This window comes from Allobosea sp. GW823-FHT01F03 (assembly GCF_058798075.1).
In genome coordinates, this window is sequence record NZ_CM179505.1 from 2,132,997 (window position 1) to 2,151,978 (window position 18,982).

Consider the following 18,982-nt stretch of genomic DNA (forward strand, 5'->3'; position numbering starts at 1 on the left):
CTCCAGGTAACCAACGGAGCCTGATGCCTGCTCACAGGTTTGGCGACGATATTGGGGATCGCACCGGCACATGCGCCAATTCCTCGCTCGGCAGCAAATCAACGGGTGCCGTGCCGGAACTCCCGCTGCCGACTAGGCTCTGAACTCAATCGGGTTGCGGTTGGTTTGCTCGGCTGATTCAAAGTCTCTGCTGTTGTGGAGGCATGGATGGGCAAGTCGCTGACTTGGTTAAGCGATGCGGAGTGGGAGCGGATCGAGCCGTTTCTGCCGCGCGGTCGCTGTGGAGCCCGGCGTGTGGATGATCGCCGGGTAATCTCGGGGATCGTGCATATGCTGCGGATCGGGGCGCGCTGGCGCGATTGCCCGCCGGAGTATGGCCCCTACACGACCATCTACAATCGCTTTCACCGCTGGAGCCGACAGGGCGTCTGGTTTGCGGTGTTCGAGGCGTTGACCGGCCACAGCGGCGCGTGGGGTGCGGTCGCGATCGATTCCACCAGCATCAAGGTCCACCGCTCGGCGGCCGGCGCAAAAGGGGGGCCTTCGTACAAGGCATCGGCACCTCGCGCGGCGGACGTACCAGCAAGATCCACGGACTGACCGATCTCGCCGGACGGCCGCGCATCCTGTTGATTTCGCCGGGCAACACGTCCGACATGACGATGGCACCAGCTCTGATCGAAGCGGCGCGCGGTCGCTTCGACAAGCTGATCGCCGACCGCGGCTATGACACCAATGCCATCCGTGCCGCGATCCAGCAGCAGGGTGCCGAGGTTGTCATCCCCGCTACGCGCAGCCGCAAGGCCCCGATCCCTTACGACCGTAACGCCTATCGCAACCGCAACCTCGTCGAACGCCTCTGGTGCAGGCTGAAAGACTGGCGCCGCATCGCGACCCGCTACGACAAGCTCGCCACCAACTTCATGGCAGGCGTCTTCATCGCAGCTGCAATCACCTTCTGGTGTGATTGAGTCCCGAGCCTAGTCGATCGAGCAGAGGTCCGATCGGACGAAGAAGCGACGCTCACGCCCATTATCGAGTGAGAACATGCCGCCGCGCCCCGGCACGACGTCGAGCGTCAGACGTGTATGCTTCCAGACCTCGAACTGCGGTGCGCCGATGTAAAATGGTGTTTCGCCGATCGTGCCGAGCCGGACATCGTGATCGCCGAGAATAAAATCGTTCCGCGGATAGCACATCGGGGATGAACCATCACAGCAGCCCCCCGACTGGTGGAATAGTACCGGGCCATGTTCGGCGATGATCTCGCGCAGAAGCTCCTCGGCGGCCGGTGTCGCCGAAACGCGTTCCAATGAAGCTATAGCCATGCTTTCCTGCCCTTTGGAAAGGCGCGCCGCGCGAGCCGTGGGCCCGCGCGGCTCAGTGGAAGTGGTCGTCAGAAGAAGCCGAGCTTCTTCGGCGAGTAGCTGACGAGCATGTTCTTGGTCTGCTGGTAGTGATCGAGCATCATCTTGTGGTTCTCACGCCCGATGCCAGACTGCTTGTAACCGCCAAAGGCGGCGTGAGCCGGATAGGCGTGGTAGCAATTCGTCCAGACGCGACCCGCCTGGATCGCACGGCCGAAGCGATAGGCGCGGTTGCCATCGCGCGTCCACACGCCGGCGCCCAGGCCGTAGAGCGTGTCATTGGCGATGGAGAGCGCTTCCTCGTCATCCTTGAAGGTCGTGACGGAGACCACGGGCCCGAAGATTTCCTCCTGGAAGACGCGCATCTTGTTGTGGCCCCGGAGAACCGTCGGCTTGATGTAGTACCCGCCGGCCAAATCGCCCGGAAGCTCGTTGCGCGCCCCGCCGGTCAGCACTTCAGCGCCCTCCTTCCGGGCGATATCAAAATAGCTCAGGATCTTTTCGAGCTGCTCGGACGAGGCCTGCGCGCCGATCATGGTGGCGGCATCGAGCGGATCACCCTGCTGGATCGCCTCGACCCGCTTCAGTGCCTTCTCGATGAAGCGGTCGTAGATGCTTTCATGGATCAGCGCGCGGCTGGGGCAGGTGCAGACCTCGCCCTGGTTGAGCGCGAACATGACGAAGCCCTCGATCGCCTTGTCGAGGAAGTCGTCGTCGTCGACCGCCACGTCCTTGAAGAAGATGTTCGGGGACTTGCCGCCGAGTTCCAGCGTCACCGGGATCAGGTTCTGACTGGCATACTGCATGATCAGCCGGCCAGTGGTCGTCTCGCCGGTGAAGGCGATCTTGGCGATGCGGCTGCTCGAGGCCAGAGGCTTGCCGGCCTCGAGACCGAAGCCATTGACGATGTTCAGCACACCCGGCGGGAGGATGTCGGCGATCAGTTCGGCCAGTACGAGGATCGAGGCCGGGGTCTGCTCGGCTGGCTTCAGTACGACGCAGTTGCCCGCGGCCAGCGCGGGCGCGAGCTTCCACACTGCCATCAGGATGGGGAAGTTCCAGGGGATGATCTGGCCGACGACGCCAAGTGGTTCGTGAAAATGATAGGCGACAGTGTCGTGGTCGATCTCGGAGATGCCGCCTTCCTGCGCGCGGATGGCGCCGGCGAAATAGCGAAAATGGTCGATTGCGAGCGGCAGATCGGCGGCGGTCGTCTCGCGGATCGGCTTGCCGTTATCCCAGGTTTCGGCTCGGGCGAGCAGGTCGAGATTGTCTTCCATCACCTGCGCGATGCGGTTGAGCAGCAGGGAGCGCTCGGCTGGGCTGGTCCGTCCCCAGATATCCTTGGCGGCGTGCGCGGCATCGAGCGCGGCATCGACATCCTTGGCGTCGGAGCGGGCGACTTCGCAGAGCAACTGGCCGTTGACCGGCGAATGGTTCTTGAAATATCGCCCGCTCAGCGGCTCCGCCCATTTGCCGCCAATGAAGTTGCCGTAGCGCGCCCTGAAAGGCGCCCCGGACGAACGGGTGAATTCCGGCCTGTTCATGCAAATCTCCCTTGCTCGACGCTGAAACCGCGTCCTCAGGAGAGTCTGAACGCTCCTTGGCGGCTGTCAGCCCTCAGAATCCGAGAGACCCCGCCAAACCGTCGCATCTTTGCGACACTGTGCAGCGCAATACTTCAGTCTGGCCGCCCAATCCCGAGCCTATTCAGCTTGCGGTGTAGCGTGGCGCGCGAAACACGTAGCTCACGGGCCGCCGCAGTGACGTTGCCGCCGGAGCGGAACAGGGCACGTTCAAGAATCCCTTTCTCGGCGTTCTTGAGTTCTTCACCGAACCGCGTCTCGCAGAGGTCTTCCTCGCTCGACGGAAAAGGTCTGCCCGTCAGTCCGTCACGATGGCGATACGCTTGCCTTGCCGCCCGGGTGGCTCCGACTACAAGATCGTCCTTGTCGAGCGCGAGCAAGCAGTTCAGGTGCCATTTCGCGGCGGGAGCCACGACGATGCGAGAGCCAGGGAACGCTAGGCGAAAATGTTCGACTTCGATGCGGCGTGCCGCATCCCCCACGGCCATCGCGATGAGGTTGACCAGCTCTTCCGTGAGATCGGTTCGGCACGAGGACACGTCGAGGGCGCCGGCGAGGTTGCCTTCGTGGTCATGGATTGGGGCGGTCGTACACGAGAGTAGCGTGTTGCGTGTGAAGAAGTGCTGATCCCGGTGAATCGTGAGCGTGCGCTGCTCGACAAGACACGTTCCGATGCCGTTCGTTCCCTCGTTCTCCTCGCTCCAGACCGAGCCGGGCCACAGCCCCCACTTTTCGAAGGTTTCGTCGTCGCCGGCAGTGCCGCGCCGTTCGAGCGGTACACCGTCGTGATTGGCGAGCAGCACGCAGCAGCCCATCGCGCCGACCGCATTATAAAGTCGGTCAAGGCTTGCCTGCGCCGCTCTCAGCATAAGCTCCATCGGCCGTTTCGCCGCGCCAAGCTCTGCCTCGCTCAGCCGGTTCGGGCTGCGCCGCTCGGCCGGGTCGAGCCGATGAAGGCTCGCTGACCTTTGCCAGGATGCGACGAGCGCAGAGTTGACTGCTTCGCCCGACCGGATGGCGGAATGAACCCTGTCAGCATGCCACACTGCCTCTGCCTTGGTCATCGCGACCTCCTTGCCGGGCGCCAGATTGGCCTGTTCAACTCGGAATATCATGCCCCGTTTTCATTTTGCATAAATGGTGTATAAAACGATTGTCATAGCCCGCCCATCGTCGAGGATCGCGGACCGATCCGGAGACGTTGCGGCATCGGCTCTGCGCAACATGAGTGTGTCCTCGCGAACCTTTCGGTCAGTGGGGCATGCAAAATAAGATGGGGAATGCCAAATGGGTTCGCACACAACGAAATTCAGCCGACGCCAGATGGGAGGTTTGCTCGGGGGGGCCGCGGTTGCAGCGACGATCTCCCGTCCGGCTTTCGCGCAGAACCGGCGTTTGGCGGTTGTCGTCTCGGCCATCTACAAGCGCTCCTTCGACGCTTACGTCGTGCCGAAGATGAAGGAACTGCACGGCATTGACGTTGCCGCTTCTTCCATGCTGAGCGCCGAAGCGCTGGCCCGCGCCATCGGCCAGCGCGCCAATCCACAGATCAGCCTGTTCACGCTCGACCAGGGCCCCTGGCAGCAAGGCAAGGATGTCGGCCTGTGGGCGCGTCTCGACACGACCGCGATCACGAACGTCAACGCCATTCCCGAGAAGTTCCGCGATGCCGATGGGCGCGGCGTGTCGCTGTTCAATTATCTGACGGGCTTTTGCTATGACGAGGAAGCGCTGAAGGCGGCCGGTGTGCAGCTTCCCGGCGCGTTCTTCGATATGTGGAAGCCGGAGTTCAAGAACCGCATCGCGCTGCCGCAGTTCACCAACACCTTTGCCTATGTAACGCTTGAGCGCACCACGCAGCTGGCAGGCGGCAACCCTGCGCAGTCCTTCGATGCCGGCTTCGCCAAGCTCGCCCAGTTGCGCCCGAACGTGCGCACCTTCATCGGGCCCCTCGGGCAGCTCATCCAGCTCTTCCAGCAGAAGGAGATCTGGCTCGCCTTCGCTCCCCAGCTCAGCGCTCTTCAGGCAGCCGCAGCGGGCATGCCGATCCGCTGGAAGGCGCCCACCGACGGCGCCGTTGCGCTCTCGCAGTTCCTCGCCATTCCCGAGAATGCGCCGGCGCGGCGCGAAGCGGAACTCCTGGCCGAGCTGATGCTTTCGCCGGAGTATCAGAAGGTGCTGGCCGAGACGGATTTCATGGTGCCGTCCAATCCGAAGGTGCAGCTGAGCCCGGAATTCGCCGCCATGTTCCCGGTCACGCCCGAGATCAGCGCCGCCGCGGCGCAGGTGTCGTGGATCGAATATAACCGTCAGCGCGTGGCTCTGAGCGAGCGCTGGCAGCGTGAGATCCAGGGCTGAGGCGGGTATGTCTGATTGCATGTCGCTCGAGATCCTGAACCTGCGCAAATCGTTCGGGGCTGCAACCGTCCTCAGCGACATATCGATGAGCGCCGGGCGAGGGGAGTTCATTTCCCTCGTCGGCCCATCAGGGTGCGGCAAGACCACGACGCTCAACATCGTCGCCGGCTTCGAGGCTCCCGATGTCGGCGATGTCAAGATCGACGGCGTGTCCATGCTGGGCACGCCGTCTTATCGTCGCAAGCTCGGCATGGTGTTCCAGAGCCATGCCTTGTTCCCGCATATGACGATCGCGGAGAATGTCGGCTTCGGCCTCGCCATGCAGCACGTGCCGAAACCGGAGGTCGCCGAGCGCGTCGGCGAGGCGCTGGCGATGGTGAAGCTGGGCGCGCTGGCGGATCGGTATCCACGCCAGCTTTCGGGCGGCCAGCAGCAGCGTGTCGGCATTGCGCGGGCGCTGACGGTACGCCCGAAGGTCCTGCTGATGGACGAGCCGCTTTCCAGCCTCGATGCAAAGCTGCGCCGCGAGATGCAGGTCGAGATCCGGCGCATCCAGCAGGAGGTCGGGATCACAACGCTCTACGTCACGCATGATCAGGAAGAAGCCCTGACCATGTCCGACTGCATCGTTCTGATGAACCGCGGACATATCGAGCAGGCTGGGCGTCCCGAGGAGCTCTACAAAGCACCCAAGAGCCTGTTCGCTGCGTCCTTCATCGGGGAGTCGTCCTTCCTCGATGCCAATGTCGAGGCGCTTTCGGGGGAGGCGGCGCTCGTCCGCATCGATCCCGCGACGCAGGTCGAGATCGCGCGCGCGCCCTGGATGCATCCGAATGCCAGGCTGCAACTGGCGGTCAGACCGCAGAGCGTTGGCATCCGGTCGGCGGGTGCCGGGGAGGGTTCGATCGAAGGCGTCGTGGTCAGCCGTGCCTTCGTCGGCTCAGTGATCCGCTATGTGATCGCCCTGCCGGGAGGGCAGGAGGTTCAGGCCCAGCCCAGCGCGCAGCAGGATTTCCTTCCCGAGATCGGCGACCGTGTCGGGCTCTCGATCGAGCGGCCCCGCTGGATGGCGTTCGCGCCGGAGAAGGCACCGTGAGCGCGCTCGCCCGGGCCTTCAAGGGCAGCGTGCTCGCGCTGCCGATCACCGTGCTGATCGGTGGGTTCTTCGTCGTCCCGCTCGCCGTCGTCTTCGCGATGGCATTCAGACCTTACGATCCCATCACGCTGATCGGCAGCGGGCTCACCCTCGCCAATTTCCCTCGCTTTCTCGGCGACGGAAACTACATCGCCGCGTTTCTGCGCACGGTCGGCATTTCGGCCGCCGCGACGCTTCTGAGCATGGTCTTTGGTTTTCCGGTGGCCTGGCACCTGCATCGCTTGCGATCGGGGACGGCGCGTCTTTGGTTTACGCTGATCGTTCTGCTCCCGCTGATGGTCAGCCTCGTTGTCGCCTCCTTCGCCTGGGTGCTGATCCTCGGCAACAACGGCATCCTGAACTCGGTCCTGCTTGGCACGGGGCTGATCTCGGAACCGATCCGCCTGATGAACACGACGACGGGCGTCGTTATCGTGACGGTGTTCAGCCATATCTCCTACGTCATCCTCACCACCTTTGCGGCGCTGGAGAACATCGATCCGAACCTGGCGCGTGCCGCACGGATCCACGGCGTGACGGAGACGAAGATCTTCACCCGGATCATCCTGCCGCTCAGCTTGCCGGGCGTGCTGGCGGGAGGGCTGATCGTCTTCGCCCTGAGTATGGCGGCCTTTGTCATCCCTTTCCTCATCGGTGGAGGACGCGTCAATGTCGTGCCGCTGCTGATCTATCAGTTCACCGTGCAGTTCTTCGATTGGCCGGGCGCGGCGGCGCTGGGGCTGCTGCTCTTTGTCGTCACGCTCGCTTGCAGCTGGGTGCTCTCGGTCACGGCTCAGCGCTGGATGCCCTGGGAGAAACTTCGGTGACGCGCTTCATGAGCTTCCTGGCATGGCTGGTCTATGCTGCGCTGACGCTGCCGATCCTGATGGTCATCGGCGCCTCGCTAACGGCCGGCGCTTATCTCAGCTTCCCACCGCAAGGGCTCTCCCTGCGCTGGTGGAACGTGATGATCCAGGATCCCGACATGGTGAACGGCTTCGTGGTGACTGCGCGCGTGGCCGTGCTGGCGGTGCTGATCTCAGTGCCCTCTGGCGCGTTGGCGGCGATTTTCCTCAGCCGCCAGCCGCCGGTGCGGCGCAACCTCCTGGCTGCGATCTTTACTTCGCCGCTCAGCGTGCCGCTCGTGCTGACGGGGTTCTCGTTTCTCGTCTTCTTCACCCAGCTCGGCCTGCTCAATGAGGTCGGGCTCGTCATCGGCCATACGGTTATCGCCGTTCCCTACGTGCTTCGCTCCGCCCTGGCGAGCCTGTCGCTCAACGACACCTCGCTGCCGCGTGCCGCCGCCATCCACGGAGCGAAACCTTGGCAGGTGATCTGGCACGTTACCATTCCGATGATGAAGGCGGGGCTGATCTCCGGCGGGCTCTTCGCCTTCCTGGCCTCGGTCAACAACATCGTGGTGTCGGTCTTCGTCTCGCAGCCGGGCGACAACCCGCTGCCGGTGGTGATCTTCAGCCGCATGGAGAACCTGGCGGAACCTTCGGTGGCGGCGGCAAGCGCGGCCGTGATCATCGCCACCGCAGTGATCTGCCTCGTCATGGAGAAGCGCTATGCGCTGTTCCGCTCGCTCGCGGGTCGATGAGGCGGCATTTTTATTCATTTCGTCCGTAGCAGATAGGGGCCGGCGCTATCGCCGGCCCCTTTCTTTGTCCGCTGTTCAAGCTCTGGCGGCTGTGCCTGGGACGAAGCGGCCATAGCCCCGTTCACCGACCAGCTTGCCGTCCTGCGCGACGACCTTGCCACGCACGATGGTGTGCGTTGCCGCCCCCTTTGCCCGCATGCCTTCCCAGCTCGTGTGCCCGGCCTTGGAGAGCATGTCGGCCTTGGTGAAGACCACCTCGCGCGTCATGTCGACGATCGAGAAATCAGCGTCGGAGCCGATCTGCGTTACACCCTTCCGGGGGAAGATGCCGAAGCGGCGGGCCGGCGCTTCTGCGGCGAGGCGCGCCACCTGATTGAGAGTGAGGCGGCCCTCGTTCACCGCATTCAGCATCATTGGCACGAATTCCTGCGCGCCGGTCATGCCGAGCGGGATGGAGAACATATCCTGCCAGCCGGGCTGAACCTCGTCATAAGTGTGCGGCGCATGCTCGAGCACGATGAAATCGGCCACGCCGTTCTCGATCGTCTTCCAGCCGCTCTCCGGTGCATAGCCCCAGTTGTAAGTGGCCGGGCCGACCTTCTCCATCTGCTCGCGGGTCATGAACATCGTGCCGAGTTCGAGTTCCGCCGAGACATCCTGACCAAGGTCGAACTTGGCATGGTGGATCATCTCGTTGGCGCCCTCGGGCATGACGCCGAGGTGCAGGACGTGCAGCTTCACCCCGGCGAGCTTGGCATAATAGAGCGAGGCGGCGAGCCCGGCGACCATGCCGTGGCCGTACATGTACCCCTTGGCGAAGCTATCGTGATAGGAGCGCGCGTCGGTGCGGCCCTTGTCGATGAAGTCGCGGAAGGTGATGCGCTTGCACCATTCCGGATCGTCATGGTGCACCGAGGCAACCAGGCCCTGATCCCGAGTCGCTTCGTAGAGCTCGTAGAGAATGCCGTGGTCGAGCACGCCAAGCTCGGTAATGTAGGGGTAAACTTCCTTGATATGGCGCGTGTTGAAGATCTTGATGCCGAGCGCGCCAGCCTTGGCAAGGGCCTCGACCGTCCGGGGGTAGAGGCCTCCGCCGTAGAGTGCGTAGTCAACATAGGCCTTCGGCGCGACCAGTTCCTTCTTTTCCTCGAATGTCTCGAGCGAGGTCGGATGCGGCGTATTGTTGGTCATGTCGATGCACATAGTCACGCCGCCGACCGCTGCCGCGCTCGATCCGGAGGCGAAGTCCTCCTTGTAGGTATGGCCGGGCTCTCGGAAATGGCAGTGGACGTGCCAGAGCCCCGGCAGGATATCGAGGCCCTTCGCGTCGATCCGCTTCTCCGCCATCGGGAAGTGCGCGCCGATGCCGGCGATCTTTCCATCGAGAATGGCGATATCTGCTTGGTAGCTGCTGGACGGCGTGTGCAACCTTCCGTTCTCGATGACGAGATCATAAGGACGGGTCATGCGTGTCTTCTCCCAAAAACCCGGCCGATCCGTTCGGGCGGGGTCGATACATGGCCTCAGGCACAGGCCACGCCCCCCTTTTGGAGCGCTGGCTCGGAGCCCTGCGGAGTGTCGCGCGCCGTCCAGCCTTCCCGGGGCGGACACGGCGCTGTAGACACCGTGGTTGTTTATACATAGTTTATGCAAAATTGGGAGAGCAGGAATGTCAAAGTCTGCCGCAGGGATTCCGCGGGAAATGGAGAAGCCCGGAAAGGGCGAGAGCGCCCAGTTCGCCTACCGGATCCTGCGTGACGAGATCATCTCGCTGCGGCTCGCGCCGGGGAGCGATTTCGAGGAATCCGAGATCGTCCAGCGCCTCGGCATTTCGCGCACGCCGCTGCGTGAGGCTGTGGTGCGCCTCTCCGGGGAAGGGCTGATCAGGCTGCTTCCGAACCGCGGCGCGCGGGTAGCGCCGATGGAGTGGACGGATATCCGCGAGCACCTCGAGGCGTTCGACGTGATGCAGCGGCTTGCCACGCGCTGGGCAGCCGCGCGCCGGAGCGAGGAGCAACTCACACGTATCGCCCGGGCCCGCGATGCATTCCAGGTCGCGTCCGACAGGCGAGAGATGGAGCTGCTGGCCGATCTGAACTGGGATTTCCATGCCGAGATCGGGCGAGGCTGCGGCAATTCACGGATCGAGCAGTTCTACCTGCAGCAGCTGACCGAGAATCTGCGGATCTCGCGGATGGCGATGGTCTATTCCTACTACGACAGCGACGCGGCCTATGCGCAGCACCTCGGCCGGATCCTCGAGGAGCATGATGCGCTCGTAGAAGCAATTCGCGGGCAGGATTGCGAGCGTGCCGATACGTTGGCGACCTCGCATACCGGGCTCGCCCGCAAGCGTGTCATCGAAGTGCTGGCGCGAGAGCCCTCCCAGGGAATGCGGATGGATTTGGGCGGCACCGAAAGCATCAAGGATCGCGGCGATGTGTGAGGTTTGCGCGATCTTCGGCGCCGGGGAGCATTGGAGCGACTTTGCCCGCCTGCGTGACGACCGTTTCCCCTTCGATGACATCATGCACTACCGCGCCGAACGGAAGCATCGGCTTGACCTGCTCAACGCTCTGCTCGCGGAGCAGGGCGTGCATTGCGAGGACTGGGACGGAGAGGCCATAGCCGTGTTCGATGCGGTCGGGCGCTTCAAGATCGCCGCCACGCTCAGCGATATCTGGAAAATGGCTGAAGAGCTCTCGAAAATGACCGTCGATCCTTTGGCGCCAGACTTCCTGAAGGGCAGCATCCCTTCCGACCAAATGGTGGCATGACATGAACGATCGGCTCGCGCTCACCCTCGTCACGGGCTTCCTCGGCAGCGGCAAGACCACGCTGATCCGGCGCTTTGTCGAGACGGATCGCGGGGCGGATACCGGCATCATCGTCAACGAATTCGGCGAGGCCGGCGTCGACCACACGCTCTTCGTCCATGCCGTCGAGCAGATCGAGCTCGTCGACGGCGGCTGCCTCTGCTGCGCCCGCCGGGCCGACGTGGCGCAGGCCATGTACCGCCTGGTACAGGCGGCCCGCGGCGGGCGTCGGTTCAGCCGTGCGATTCTTGAGACCTCGGGGCTGGCCGACCCCGCCCCGATCATAGCGACGCTGGCCAACGATCCCTGGCTGCGTTCCAATGTAAGGCTGGCCTCTGTGGTCACGGTGGTCGATGCCGTGGCCGGGCTGCGCAATCTCGAAACGCAGCCGGAGGCCCGCCGTCAGGTCTCGATCGCCGATACGGTGGTGGTGACCAAACGCGACATGCGGGACGCTCGTTCTTTCGAGGAGATCGCCAAGGCCGTCAGTGCGATTGCACCCGATCTGCGCCTCATCGATGCCCAGGAGACCGATTTCGATGCGGAGGCTGTGCTCGGTGGGCATGGTTCGCCGGATACACCGAGCCGCTCGCGGTTCCACGCGCTGGAGGCGGTCAGTCATCGCGATGAACTGACTTCCTTCACCCTGGAATTCACCGAGCGCATCGACTGGCCGGCCTTCACGGTCTGGCTCTCGTCGCTCCTGCACGCGCATGGCGACCGCATCCTGCGTGTGAAGGGCTTGCTCAACACCACCTCCGCCCACACGAGGCTAGCCATCCACGGCGTGCAGCATGTGATGCACCCGCCAACTCATTTGCCGCTTGACCCTGAGGATTCTCGCTCCTTTCTCGTGTTCATCACCCGCGGTGTCGAGTACAGCGCAGTTGAGCAAAGTCTGCAGAGGATGTTGGTCTGGGCTGAGCGATTCCGGAAACCTTCTCTGCGGACATCGCTGCCGCCCGCGGCGTAACGTCAGCCCTTTGCCTTTCCAAATTCGTGACCAGCGCAGCATCGATACTTCAAATACATAGGTATTTGCAGGTTTATCCTGAGCGGCGCGCCAAAGTTCCACCATTCCAGAACAGAACTGGGAAGGGGTATTCGACTGGCGTCGATGTCGCCGGTCTGGCCTGACCTCTCATCCAGCGTACAAGTCGCGGATAGGCCGGGCGAGTTCGGCTGCCACGTCCGAAGCACCGGTGCGGGGCAAGCAGAGGTTGATCCGGAAGTCGGCAAGTCGGGAAAGACCGTCCTCTTCCTTGTCCGGCGTCAGCGCTCTTGAGACAGTTAAGGGGGGCGGGAAGGGAGGATTTCTGGATCATCGCAGCCATCATGGAGCGCAGATAAGACAGGAATCGGGTCCGGAAAAAGCACCCGCCGAGCAGGTCGTGGAGGATGTCCGGCAAGCGACGCAGCGGCAGTTCTCGGCTGAAGAAAAGATACGCATCGTTCTGGAAGGCGTTCGCGGTGAGAGATCCGCAAGGCACTTCAGGCACCGCAAACCGATCTCTGGGGCGAAAGGTCGAGAAGGGCAGCGATATCGCGATCGGTACTGCGATTGCGACCTTTGTCGACAGGAAATATCCGCAGGCCGGGAATAGCGGGAAGCGCGCTGTGATCCATCTCGGCCAGAATTTCCTTGGAACCCGGGTTCTGGACCAATGGAAGGCGCGGGGAGAAGCTAGGGTCCGCGCGATTCGTTGGGTTCCGGCAAAAGGCTGGCTTGAGCAATGATGGCAATGCATTTTCGGCGATCGAATGGTGACCGGCGTTCGCTGATGCGCCGGATCCTGATTGTCGCGGGGTTTGCGAGCCTGGTCGCTGGCGAGGCGGCAGCCACCCCGCAATGTCCTTCCGAGGTGGAGGTCGCCCAGCAATTGACCGTGTCGCTGCCGGACTGGACCGTCCTGCGCGACCCCGTGCCGCATCGGCTGAACAGGTTGGCATTTTTCGACGGCCCGCCCGAGGAGCAGGCTTCTCTGACGCCCGATATCTCCCGAAAGGTGAAGGACCGCACGGTCTCGACCTGGCGCTTCGGCGCCGCTTCGGACCGGCGGATCTGGATCACCTGCGGGTATGCCGGGACCTCGGTTTGGCTGGTCCGCGAACTGCAGCCGGGAACGCGGCGCTGTTCGGTCACCTATTATTCGAGAGTGCGTTTCGCCGGCATGCCGTCGATCGAGAAGCTGGATTGCGAATGACGATGCCGGCCTCGGCACCCGACATGCCGCGTTGGTGACCGGCTCAGATGTCGCCGTCGACCGGCCTTCCGCTCGCGACCTCCGCCGGCCCGCATGGACGCGGGCCGGAGAGGCCGGCATCGCCCTCGCTGATCTACCGCTCGCCCAACCTGTTGGTGAAGCTTGCCGATCGCGGCGGTGCGAGCTGCTTCGTGACCTTCGATTCCTATACCGACACGACCGATCTCGATCGCGATGCCTTCGGCGAGCGCTTCTTCGCCGAGCACGGCGTTTCGGCGATCCATGTCGTGAATGCCCGCAACCGCTGGTACCACGAGCCCGACTGGCGCGAGGCGACCACGCGGGTGCGCGAGGCGGCCTGCGGCTTCTCCCGGATCGTCACCTATGGTTCGAGCATGGGCGCCTATGCCGCCCTGCGTTTCGCGGACCATGTCGGCGCCACGGCTGCCTTGGCGCTCTCCCCGCAATACAGCCTCGATCCGCGCAAGGCCCCATTCGAGAAGCGTTGGGCCGGCCATCGTCGGACGCCCTGGCTGGCGGAGCTGTCGGGGCCGCTCCCGGCCGGCGTACCCGCCCTGATCGTCTACGATCCGCTGATGAAGGCGGAACGCCTCCATGCCGAGCTGATCGCGGCCGAGATGGCGGCGGAGCACCTGACATTGCCCTATGCCGGCCATGCGGCGGCGGCCTATCTGTCGGAATGCGGGCTGCTGTCCGAACTTGTCCTCGGAATTGTCGCAGGGCCGGTGGATGGCGCCGCATTCGGCCGCCGCGCGCGGGTGCTGCGCAAGCACTCGCTCCACTATCTGATGACGCTTGCCGATGCGGCGTTCAAATCCGGGCGAGGCGAGGCAGCCCTGGCGCTCGCGCGGAAGGCTACCGAGATGGCGCCGGATGCCGAACTCGGCTGGCATTTTCGCGGCTCTCTGCTCTCTCGGCTGCGGCGACACGACGACGCACTCCTGGCCTGGCGTCGCGCGGCGGAGCTTGCTCCGGAGGTCGGCGCGATCCAGTTGTGCTTCGCGCAGGCGCAACGCAAGGTCGGCGACTATGAGGGTGCGCTCGCCACGCTGCGCTCGATTTCCGGCAAGCCGATGACACGGGAAGCAGGGCGGAGGATCGCGACGCAGATGCTCGCCCTGCGCTTGCTGCGGCCCCTCGGCCTGGCTCGGCGCGCCCTGCGGGCGATGGCCGATTGACCCGAGGCCTCGCGCCGACCCGGCGCCGCGAGCAATCGCCGGGCGCTTGGCTCAGCCCCTCCCTGTCGCCAGGCCGTTCAGCGCCAGCGTGACGTGCTCGCGGACGAACTCCGCGGTCAGCGGCTGGTGCCCGACGAGCAGCCGATAATAGAGCGGCGCATAGAGCATATCGAGGATGACATCGGGATCGGCCTCGCGGATCAGCCCGGCCGCGATGGCCGCGTGCACGATCGCGACGCCTTCCTGGCGCCGCGCCAGTACATAGCCCTCGCGGAAGGCCTGGGCGATCTCGGGATCGGACTGGCCTTCGGCGATGAGCGCGCGGACCATGTTGCCGATCGGGCCATGGAACTCCCCGGCCATGCGGTGCAGCCGGTCGAAGATGCTCGTCATGTCGAGCTGCTGCGGATAGGGCAGGGCGTTGCTCGCCTCGCGCAGGAAGGCCGACATGATCACGGCGGCGCGGTTCGGCCACCATTTGTAGATCGTTGCCTTGCTGACCTTGGCGCGCTGGGCGATCGCCTCCACCGTGGTGGCCTGCAGCCCCTCCGTCGCCAGCAGATCATAGGCCGCCGCCAGCACCGCATTCTCGGCTGCGGCACTGCGCTTGCGGCCACGCGTTCCGGCGGACTGCGTCATGCTCTCGAGGTCCTTTCCCGCTGTCGCGGCTATTTACAATACTGAACGTTTAGTTTTTAAGCGGAGATAATCAAGTGCCGCGAGGCGCGCGAGGCAGCTCCGGCTCCGCCGCAGCCACGTCGTGCACTGCCGGCCGCGCGATTCACCGGCAAGGAACGTGCAGGGCTCGCTTTGCAACGAAAGCTGCCCTGCGGCCCGCTGTCGGCCCGAAACGATCGAGGACGCATATGACATTCGCGGCGCAAGATGCTCCCAAGGTTCAGGCGAACGAAGCGGTCGCGCTGGTCATCGCGACCCTGGCCGATCGCTTCGGCGAGCAGGTCACGCGCAACAGTGTCATCCGGGAGCAGCACGCCAACGCCACCTCCTGGCACCCGCTCGAAGTGCCTGATGCTGTCTTCTTCGCCCGCTCGACCGAGGATGTCGTGGCGGTGGTGAAGCTCTGCGCGGCGCACAAGGTGCCGCTCATCCCCTTCGGCACCGGCACTTCGCTGGAAGCCGGCGTCAACGCGCCGTTCGGCGGGATCTCGCTCGACCTCAGCCAGATGAACGCCGTCCTCGCCGTGCACGAGGAGGACATGGACTGCGTCGTCCAGGCCGGCGTGACGCGCAAGGCCCTCAATGCGCATCTGCGCGCCACCGGCCTGCATTTCCCGATCGATCCCGGCGCCGACGCCTCGCTCGGCGGCATGGCCTCGACCCGCGCCTCGGGCACCACCGCCGTCCGCTACGGCACGATGAAGGACAATATCCTCGGCCTCACCGTGGTGATGCCGGACGGCACCGTCTGCAAGACCGGCACGCGGGCGCGCAAATCCTCGGCCGGCTACGACATGACGCGACTGTTCATCGGAGCGGAAGGGACGCTCGGGGTGATCACCGAGCTGACGGTCAAGCTGCACGGCATCCCGCCGGCGGTCGTCGCGGCCGTCTGCCCCTTTCCGGATCTGGCATCCGCCTGCAATGCGGTGATCGCCAGCATTCGCTACGGGCTGCAGCCCGGTCGCATCGAACTGGCCGATGCCTTGCAGATCCGCGCCTGCAACGCTTATTCGAAGCTCGCCATGGCGGAGACGCCGACGCTGTTCGTGGAGTTCTCCGGCCTCGAGGCCGCGGTGAACGAGCAGGTCGAGATCTTCGGGCAGATCGCGGAGGAGTTCGGCTGCCAGTCCTATGACCATGCCTCGACCCAGGACGAGCGGAATGCGCTCTGGACCGCACGGCACGATGTCTACTGGGCCTGCCTGCAGCTCCGGCCCGGCTCGAAATTCATCGCCACTGATGTCTGCGTGCCGATCTCGCGGCTGGCCGATTGCATGACCGAGACACATGAGGACATCGCGCGCAGCGGCCTCGTCGCGCCGATCGTCGGCCATGTCGGCGATGGCAATTTCCACGTCTCGATCATGGCGATGACCGAGGATGCCGAGGAGATGGCGCGGACCAAGGCCTTCATTGATCGGCTCAACCATCGCGCCATCGCCATGGACGGAACCTGCACCGGCGAGCACGGTATCGGCGAGGGCAAGCGCAGCTTCCTGCGCGACGAGCTCGGCATCACCGTCGACTATATGCGGCGCCTCAAGGCGACGCTGGATCCCCATGCGATCATGAATCCGGGCAAGGTCTTCGAGGCCTGAGAGCCGTAATCTGGAACCCATCGAGGAGACGTCATGCTGTTTGCGATCCTGTGCTTCGACAAACCCGGAGCAACCGCGCTGCGCGCCGAATTGCGGCCGAGCCATCTCGATTATCTCGCGCCGCGCCGTGAGCAGATTCTCTTCGCCGGCCCGTTCCTCGCCGAGGATGGTGCGACCTCGACCGGCAGCCTGATCGTCATCGACTGCCCGGACCGGGAGGCGGCGGAAGCGTTCGCCGCCGGCGATCCCTATGCCCGTGGTGGCTTGTTCCAGAGCGTCGATGTGCGGGCCTGGCGCAAGGTCCTGCCCGAAGGGGCCTGAGCCAGGGCCCTTCGGCGCAATTGGGCAGAAGCGAAGCGTTCGCAGGCCAGGAAAGGAAAAGGCGATGTCCGCCAGGATTGACCAGCGTTCGATCATGTCCCATCACCGGGAGGCCGGTGCCGCGATCGTTGTCACCGGCGCCGCAGGCGGAATCGGCGGCGGAATCGTCGAGCGCCTGCTGGCCGATGGCTGGCGCGTCATCGCGACCGATCTCAGCGCCTCCGCCCTCGAGCGCCTGAAAGACGGGGCGGGAGATGACGCCCTCTCGCTCGCCGCGCTGGATGTTGCCGATTCCGCGGCTGTCGATGCGCTCGCGCGGGATCTGAAGGCGCGCAGCGTCGCGGTTGCAGGCTTGGTCAATGCCGCCGGATTGCTCCAGGATGTCACGCCCTTCATGGCGATGGACGAGGCGGCTCATCGCCGGATCTGGGATGTGAACTATTTCGGGGCGCTGGCCTGCACGCGCGCATTCGGCGCCGCGATCATGGCCGGCGGCGGCGGCGCGATCGTCAACATCACCTCGATCAATGAGAGTCGCCCGCTGCCTTTGCACGCTTATGCCCCGACCAAGGTTGCGCTCGGCTCTCTGACGGCGCTGACCGCGGGTGAGTTCGGCCAGGCCGGGCTTCGCGTCAACGCCGTCGCTCCCGGTTTCACGTTGACGCCGATCATGCGGCAGAAGATCGAGGCCGGCCTGCGCGACGACAGCGCCATCAAGCAGGCGACGGCGATGGGCCGGCTCGTCGAGATCGAGGAAATCGCGGCGGTCGTCGGCTTCCTGATGTCGGATGCGGCGAGTGCCGTTTCGGGAGCCTCGATCCCGGTCGATGCGGGCTGGCTCGCGACCGCCCATTGGATGAATTTCGGCTCGGCACTCGGGTAGGCCAGGCGCTCAACGCGGCGCCGGGCGAGGCCACGATCGGCCGGCCCGGGGAACTCCACCGCCGCCCCGTCGGGAAATCGGGGCTTGCCAGACGGGCTTCAGCCGATAGCTTCTGTCCCTGGGGGGCGTGGTCGCAAGGACCGGGCCGCCATCGGAAAGCGACCGCGCGCAAAGATGCGGCGCCGAGGGAAGAATGCTCGAGGGAGGAAGACCGATGTCACGCGTACCGAGCTATCTGTTCTGTCTGGCTACCGTCGCGACGCTGAGCCTGCCGGCTGCAGCCGCGGAAATGCGGCTGATGACCGGGCCGCAAGGCGGCGTCTGGGTGCCGCTCGGCGGCCAGCTCAAGGATCTCTGGGAAAAGGCGGTGCCGGGGCTCGCGGTTCAGGCGTTGCCGGGCGCCGGCATCGCCAATGTCCGCGCCATCGAGGAGAACAAGGCGGAGGTCGGGTTCGGCAACTCGATCTCGACCGTGGACGGGCTCGCCGGCAATGCGCCATTCCCGAAGAAGCACGAAAACATCTGCAATGTCGCTTCGCTCTATCCGCAGTATTTCCAGATGCTGGTGCCGGTCGATTCCGGGATCAAGACCGTCAAGGATCTGAAGGGCAAGGCGATCACCACCCAGCCGCGTGGCAATACGGGCGAGCTCATCACCGGGCAGCTGCTGAAGGTCCACGGGATGAGCTACAGCGACGTCAAGATCTCCTTCGTCTCCTATACGGACTCGGTCGAGCAGGTGAAGGACGGCCATGCGCAGGCCTTCTCGCTCGGCACTGCCATTCCCTCGGGCGCGGTGATGGATCTCGCCTCGGCACGCGACGTCAAGCTGCTCGACCTCTCGGCCGATCTCGACGGCATGCGCAAGCTGAACCCTGGCTACACGCTGGTGACGGTGCCGAAGGGCACCTATCCGAAGCAGGGCGAGGATGTGAAGGTGATCGGCTACGCCACCCATATCGTCGCCTCCTGCAAGCTGCCGGCCGAGCAGGTCTACGCCATGACCAAGGCGATCGCCGACAATGTCCCGGCGCTGGCGGCGACCAGCAAGGCGCTGGCGGGGCTGACGCCGAAGCTGATGGCGGAGGATGTCGGCGTGCCCTTCCACCCCGGGGCGGCGAAATTCTACAAGGAAAAGGGCATCACGGTCGCGTCGAAGTGACCGGCTCCCGACGCTCCGTGCGGACGGTTTGAAAGCCCGGCGCGCCGGCGGCGCCGGTGCGCGATCTCC

The 18,982-nt window shown here is 64.5% G+C and carries 19 protein-coding genes and 2 pseudogenes; 16 read left to right on the forward strand and 5 right to left on the reverse strand.

The window, feature by feature from the left end; all coding sequences use genetic code 11:
* The first annotated feature begins 207 nt into the window (after positions 1 to 207).
* Positions 208 to 971 (forward strand): annotated as a pseudogene (locus tag AC3RCC_RS10050) (IS5 family transposase).
* A gap of 9 nt (positions 972 to 980) precedes the next feature.
* Here the strand turns inward: AC3RCC_RS10050 and AC3RCC_RS10055 are convergent.
* The 3 genes from AC3RCC_RS10055 to AC3RCC_RS10065 form a co-directional block, all read right to left on the reverse strand.
* Positions 981 to 1,328 carry a DUF779 domain-containing protein gene (locus AC3RCC_RS10055; protein ID WP_291635508.1) on the reverse strand — a complete coding sequence of 116 codons (348 nt, stop codon included), beginning with the start codon at positions 1,326 to 1,328 and terminating at the stop codon, positions 981 to 983.
* Positions 1,329 to 1,396: 68 nt separating this feature from the next.
* Positions 1,397 to 2,914, reverse strand: coding sequence for an aldehyde dehydrogenase (adh, locus tag AC3RCC_RS10060; protein ID WP_291635506.1), 1,518 nt, complete (start codon positions 2,912 to 2,914; stop codon positions 1,397 to 1,399).
* 134 nt (positions 2,915 to 3,048) lie between these two features.
* The gene (locus AC3RCC_RS10065) at positions 3,049 to 4,017 is read right to left on the reverse strand and encodes a GAF domain-containing protein (RefSeq protein ID WP_291635504.1); all 969 of its coding nucleotides are present in this window, start codon (positions 4,015 to 4,017) and stop codon (positions 3,049 to 3,051) included.
* Positions 4,018 to 4,348: 331 nt separating this feature from the next.
* On the opposite strand from AC3RCC_RS10065, the gene AC3RCC_RS10070 reads away from it, so the two are divergent.
* The 4 genes from AC3RCC_RS10070 to AC3RCC_RS10085 are packed head-to-tail and all read left to right on the forward strand — an operon-like array spanning position 4,349 to position 8,049.
* Entirely contained in the window at positions 4,349 to 5,311 is a 963-nt protein-coding gene (locus AC3RCC_RS10070; protein WP_492258332.1) for an extracellular solute-binding protein, read from the forward strand.
* Between the two features lie 7 nt (positions 5,312 to 5,318).
* A complete protein-coding gene (locus tag AC3RCC_RS10075; protein ID WP_291635500.1) occupies positions 5,319 to 6,407 on the forward strand; it encodes an ABC transporter ATP-binding protein in 1,089 nt (362 codons plus the stop codon).
* On the forward strand, positions 6,404 to 7,273 hold the full coding sequence (locus AC3RCC_RS10080) for an ABC transporter permease (protein ID WP_291635498.1): 870 nt from the start codon (positions 6,404 to 6,406) through the stop codon (positions 7,271 to 7,273). The genes AC3RCC_RS10075 and AC3RCC_RS10080 overlap by 4 nt, the downstream gene beginning before the upstream one ends.
* Entirely contained in the window at positions 7,270 to 8,049 is a 780-nt protein-coding gene (locus tag AC3RCC_RS10085; RefSeq protein WP_291635496.1) for an ABC transporter permease, read from the forward strand. The genes AC3RCC_RS10080 and AC3RCC_RS10085 overlap by 4 nt, the downstream gene beginning before the upstream one ends.
* A gap of 75 nt (positions 8,050 to 8,124) precedes the next feature.
* Here the strand turns inward: AC3RCC_RS10085 and AC3RCC_RS10090 are convergent, their stop codons facing one another.
* Complete coding sequence (locus AC3RCC_RS10090; RefSeq protein ID WP_291635494.1) at positions 8,125 to 9,516, reverse strand: dihydroorotase; 1,392 nt, start codon at positions 9,514 to 9,516, stop codon at positions 8,125 to 8,127.
* A 202-nt stretch (positions 9,517 to 9,718) separates the two neighbouring features.
* On the opposite strand from AC3RCC_RS10090, the gene AC3RCC_RS10095 reads away from it, so the two are divergent.
* From AC3RCC_RS10095 to AC3RCC_RS10125, 7 genes and pseudogenes are all read left to right on the forward strand, one after another.
* Positions 9,719 to 10,495, forward strand: coding sequence for a GntR family transcriptional regulator (locus tag AC3RCC_RS10095; RefSeq protein WP_492258333.1), 777 nt, complete (start codon positions 9,719 to 9,721; stop codon positions 10,493 to 10,495).
* An 82-nt stretch (positions 10,496 to 10,577) separates the two neighbouring features.
* The gene (locus AC3RCC_RS10100) at positions 10,578 to 10,826 is read left to right on the forward strand and encodes a hypothetical protein (RefSeq protein ID WP_291635490.1); all 249 of its coding nucleotides are present in this window, start codon (positions 10,578 to 10,580) and stop codon (positions 10,824 to 10,826) included.
* Between the two features lies 1 nt (position 10,827).
* Positions 10,828 to 11,838 carry a CobW family GTP-binding protein gene (locus AC3RCC_RS10105; RefSeq protein WP_492258334.1) on the forward strand — a complete coding sequence of 337 codons (1,011 nt, stop codon included), beginning with the start codon at positions 10,828 to 10,830 and terminating at the stop codon, positions 11,836 to 11,838.
* Positions 11,839 to 12,211: 373 nt separating this feature from the next.
* Positions 12,212 to 12,385: pseudogene (locus tag AC3RCC_RS10110) on the forward strand (IS3 family transposase); the annotation flags it as partial.
* Positions 12,336 to 12,602 (forward strand): BPSL0067 family protein, encoded by a 267-nt coding sequence (locus tag AC3RCC_RS10115; RefSeq protein ID WP_492258335.1) that lies wholly within the window; start codon positions 12,336 to 12,338, stop codon positions 12,600 to 12,602. The pseudogene AC3RCC_RS10110 and the gene AC3RCC_RS10115, both read left to right, overlap by 50 nt.
* Before the next feature lie 44 nt (positions 12,603 to 12,646).
* Positions 12,647 to 13,069, forward strand: coding sequence for an STY0301 family protein (locus AC3RCC_RS10120; RefSeq protein ID WP_291635485.1), 423 nt, complete (start codon positions 12,647 to 12,649; stop codon positions 13,067 to 13,069).
* A 47-nt stretch (positions 13,070 to 13,116) separates the two neighbouring features.
* On the forward strand, positions 13,117 to 14,268 hold the full coding sequence (locus tag AC3RCC_RS10125; RefSeq protein ID WP_492258336.1) for an alpha/beta hydrolase: 1,152 nt from the start codon (positions 13,117 to 13,119) through the stop codon (positions 14,266 to 14,268).
* A gap of 51 nt (positions 14,269 to 14,319) precedes the next feature.
* On the opposite strand, the gene AC3RCC_RS10130 is transcribed toward AC3RCC_RS10125, so the two are convergent.
* Positions 14,320 to 14,907 carry a TetR/AcrR family transcriptional regulator gene (locus AC3RCC_RS10130; RefSeq protein WP_291635479.1) on the reverse strand — a complete coding sequence of 196 codons (588 nt, stop codon included), beginning with the start codon at positions 14,905 to 14,907 and terminating at the stop codon, positions 14,320 to 14,322.
* Between the two features lie 227 nt (positions 14,908 to 15,134).
* On the opposite strand from AC3RCC_RS10130, the gene AC3RCC_RS10135 reads away from it, so the two are divergent.
* The 4 genes from AC3RCC_RS10135 to AC3RCC_RS10150 all read left to right on the forward strand — a co-directional run bounded on the left by AC3RCC_RS10135 (position 15,135) and on the right by AC3RCC_RS10150 (position 18,913).
* The gene (locus AC3RCC_RS10135) at positions 15,135 to 16,547 is read left to right on the forward strand and encodes an FAD-binding oxidoreductase (RefSeq protein ID WP_291635477.1); all 1,413 of its coding nucleotides are present in this window, start codon (positions 15,135 to 15,137) and stop codon (positions 16,545 to 16,547) included.
* 33 nt (positions 16,548 to 16,580) lie between these two features.
* The gene (locus tag AC3RCC_RS10140) at positions 16,581 to 16,868 is read left to right on the forward strand and encodes a YciI family protein (protein WP_291635475.1); all 288 of its coding nucleotides are present in this window, start codon (positions 16,581 to 16,583) and stop codon (positions 16,866 to 16,868) included.
* Between the two features lie 64 nt (positions 16,869 to 16,932).
* Positions 16,933 to 17,751, forward strand: coding sequence for an SDR family NAD(P)-dependent oxidoreductase (locus AC3RCC_RS10145; RefSeq protein ID WP_492258337.1), 819 nt, complete (start codon positions 16,933 to 16,935; stop codon positions 17,749 to 17,751).
* Between the two features lie 214 nt (positions 17,752 to 17,965).
* Positions 17,966 to 18,913, forward strand: coding sequence for a TAXI family TRAP transporter solute-binding subunit (locus tag AC3RCC_RS10150; protein WP_291635471.1), 948 nt, complete (start codon positions 17,966 to 17,968; stop codon positions 18,911 to 18,913).
* The last annotated feature ends 69 nt before the right edge of the window (positions 18,914 to 18,982 follow it).

Bases quoted from the DNA above. Each gene is read 5' to 3' on its own strand.
- AC3RCC_RS10055 (WP_291635508.1), bottom strand. From the start codon at position 1,328: ATGGCTATAGCTTCATTGGAACGCGTTTCGGCGACACCGGCCGCCGAG.
- adh (WP_291635506.1), bottom strand. From the start codon at position 2,914: ATGAACAGGCCGGAATTCACCCGTTCGTCCGGGGCGCCTTTCAGGGCG.
- AC3RCC_RS10065 (WP_291635504.1), bottom strand. From the start codon at position 4,017: ATGACCAAGGCAGAGGCAGTGTGGCATGCTGACAGGGTTCATTCCGCC.
- AC3RCC_RS10075 (WP_291635500.1), top strand. From the start codon at position 5,319: ATGTCTGATTGCATGTCGCTCGAGATCCTGAACCTGCGCAAATCGTTC.
- AC3RCC_RS10090 (WP_291635494.1), bottom strand. From the start codon at position 9,516: ATGACCCGTCCTTATGATCTCGTCATCGAGAACGGAAGGTTGCACACG.
- AC3RCC_RS10095 (WP_492258333.1), top strand. From the start codon at position 9,719: ATGTCAAAGTCTGCCGCAGGGATTCCGCGGGAAATGGAGAAGCCCGGA.
- AC3RCC_RS10100 (WP_291635490.1), top strand. From the start codon at position 10,578: ATGCACTACCGCGCCGAACGGAAGCATCGGCTTGACCTGCTCAACGCT.
- AC3RCC_RS10105 (WP_492258334.1), top strand. From the start codon at position 10,828: ATGAACGATCGGCTCGCGCTCACCCTCGTCACGGGCTTCCTCGGCAGC.
- AC3RCC_RS10120 (WP_291635485.1), top strand. From the start codon at position 12,647: ATGCGCCGGATCCTGATTGTCGCGGGGTTTGCGAGCCTGGTCGCTGGC.
- AC3RCC_RS10125 (WP_492258336.1), top strand. From the start codon at position 13,117: ATGTCGCCGTCGACCGGCCTTCCGCTCGCGACCTCCGCCGGCCCGCAT.
- AC3RCC_RS10130 (WP_291635479.1), bottom strand. From the start codon at position 14,907: ATGACGCAGTCCGCCGGAACGCGTGGCCGCAAGCGCAGTGCCGCAGCC.
- AC3RCC_RS10135 (WP_291635477.1), top strand. From the start codon at position 15,135: ATGACATTCGCGGCGCAAGATGCTCCCAAGGTTCAGGCGAACGAAGCG.
- AC3RCC_RS10140 (WP_291635475.1), top strand. From the start codon at position 16,581: ATGCTGTTTGCGATCCTGTGCTTCGACAAACCCGGAGCAACCGCGCTG.
- AC3RCC_RS10145 (WP_492258337.1), top strand. From the start codon at position 16,933: ATGTCCGCCAGGATTGACCAGCGTTCGATCATGTCCCATCACCGGGAG.
- AC3RCC_RS10150 (WP_291635471.1), top strand. From the start codon at position 17,966: ATGTCACGCGTACCGAGCTATCTGTTCTGTCTGGCTACCGTCGCGACG.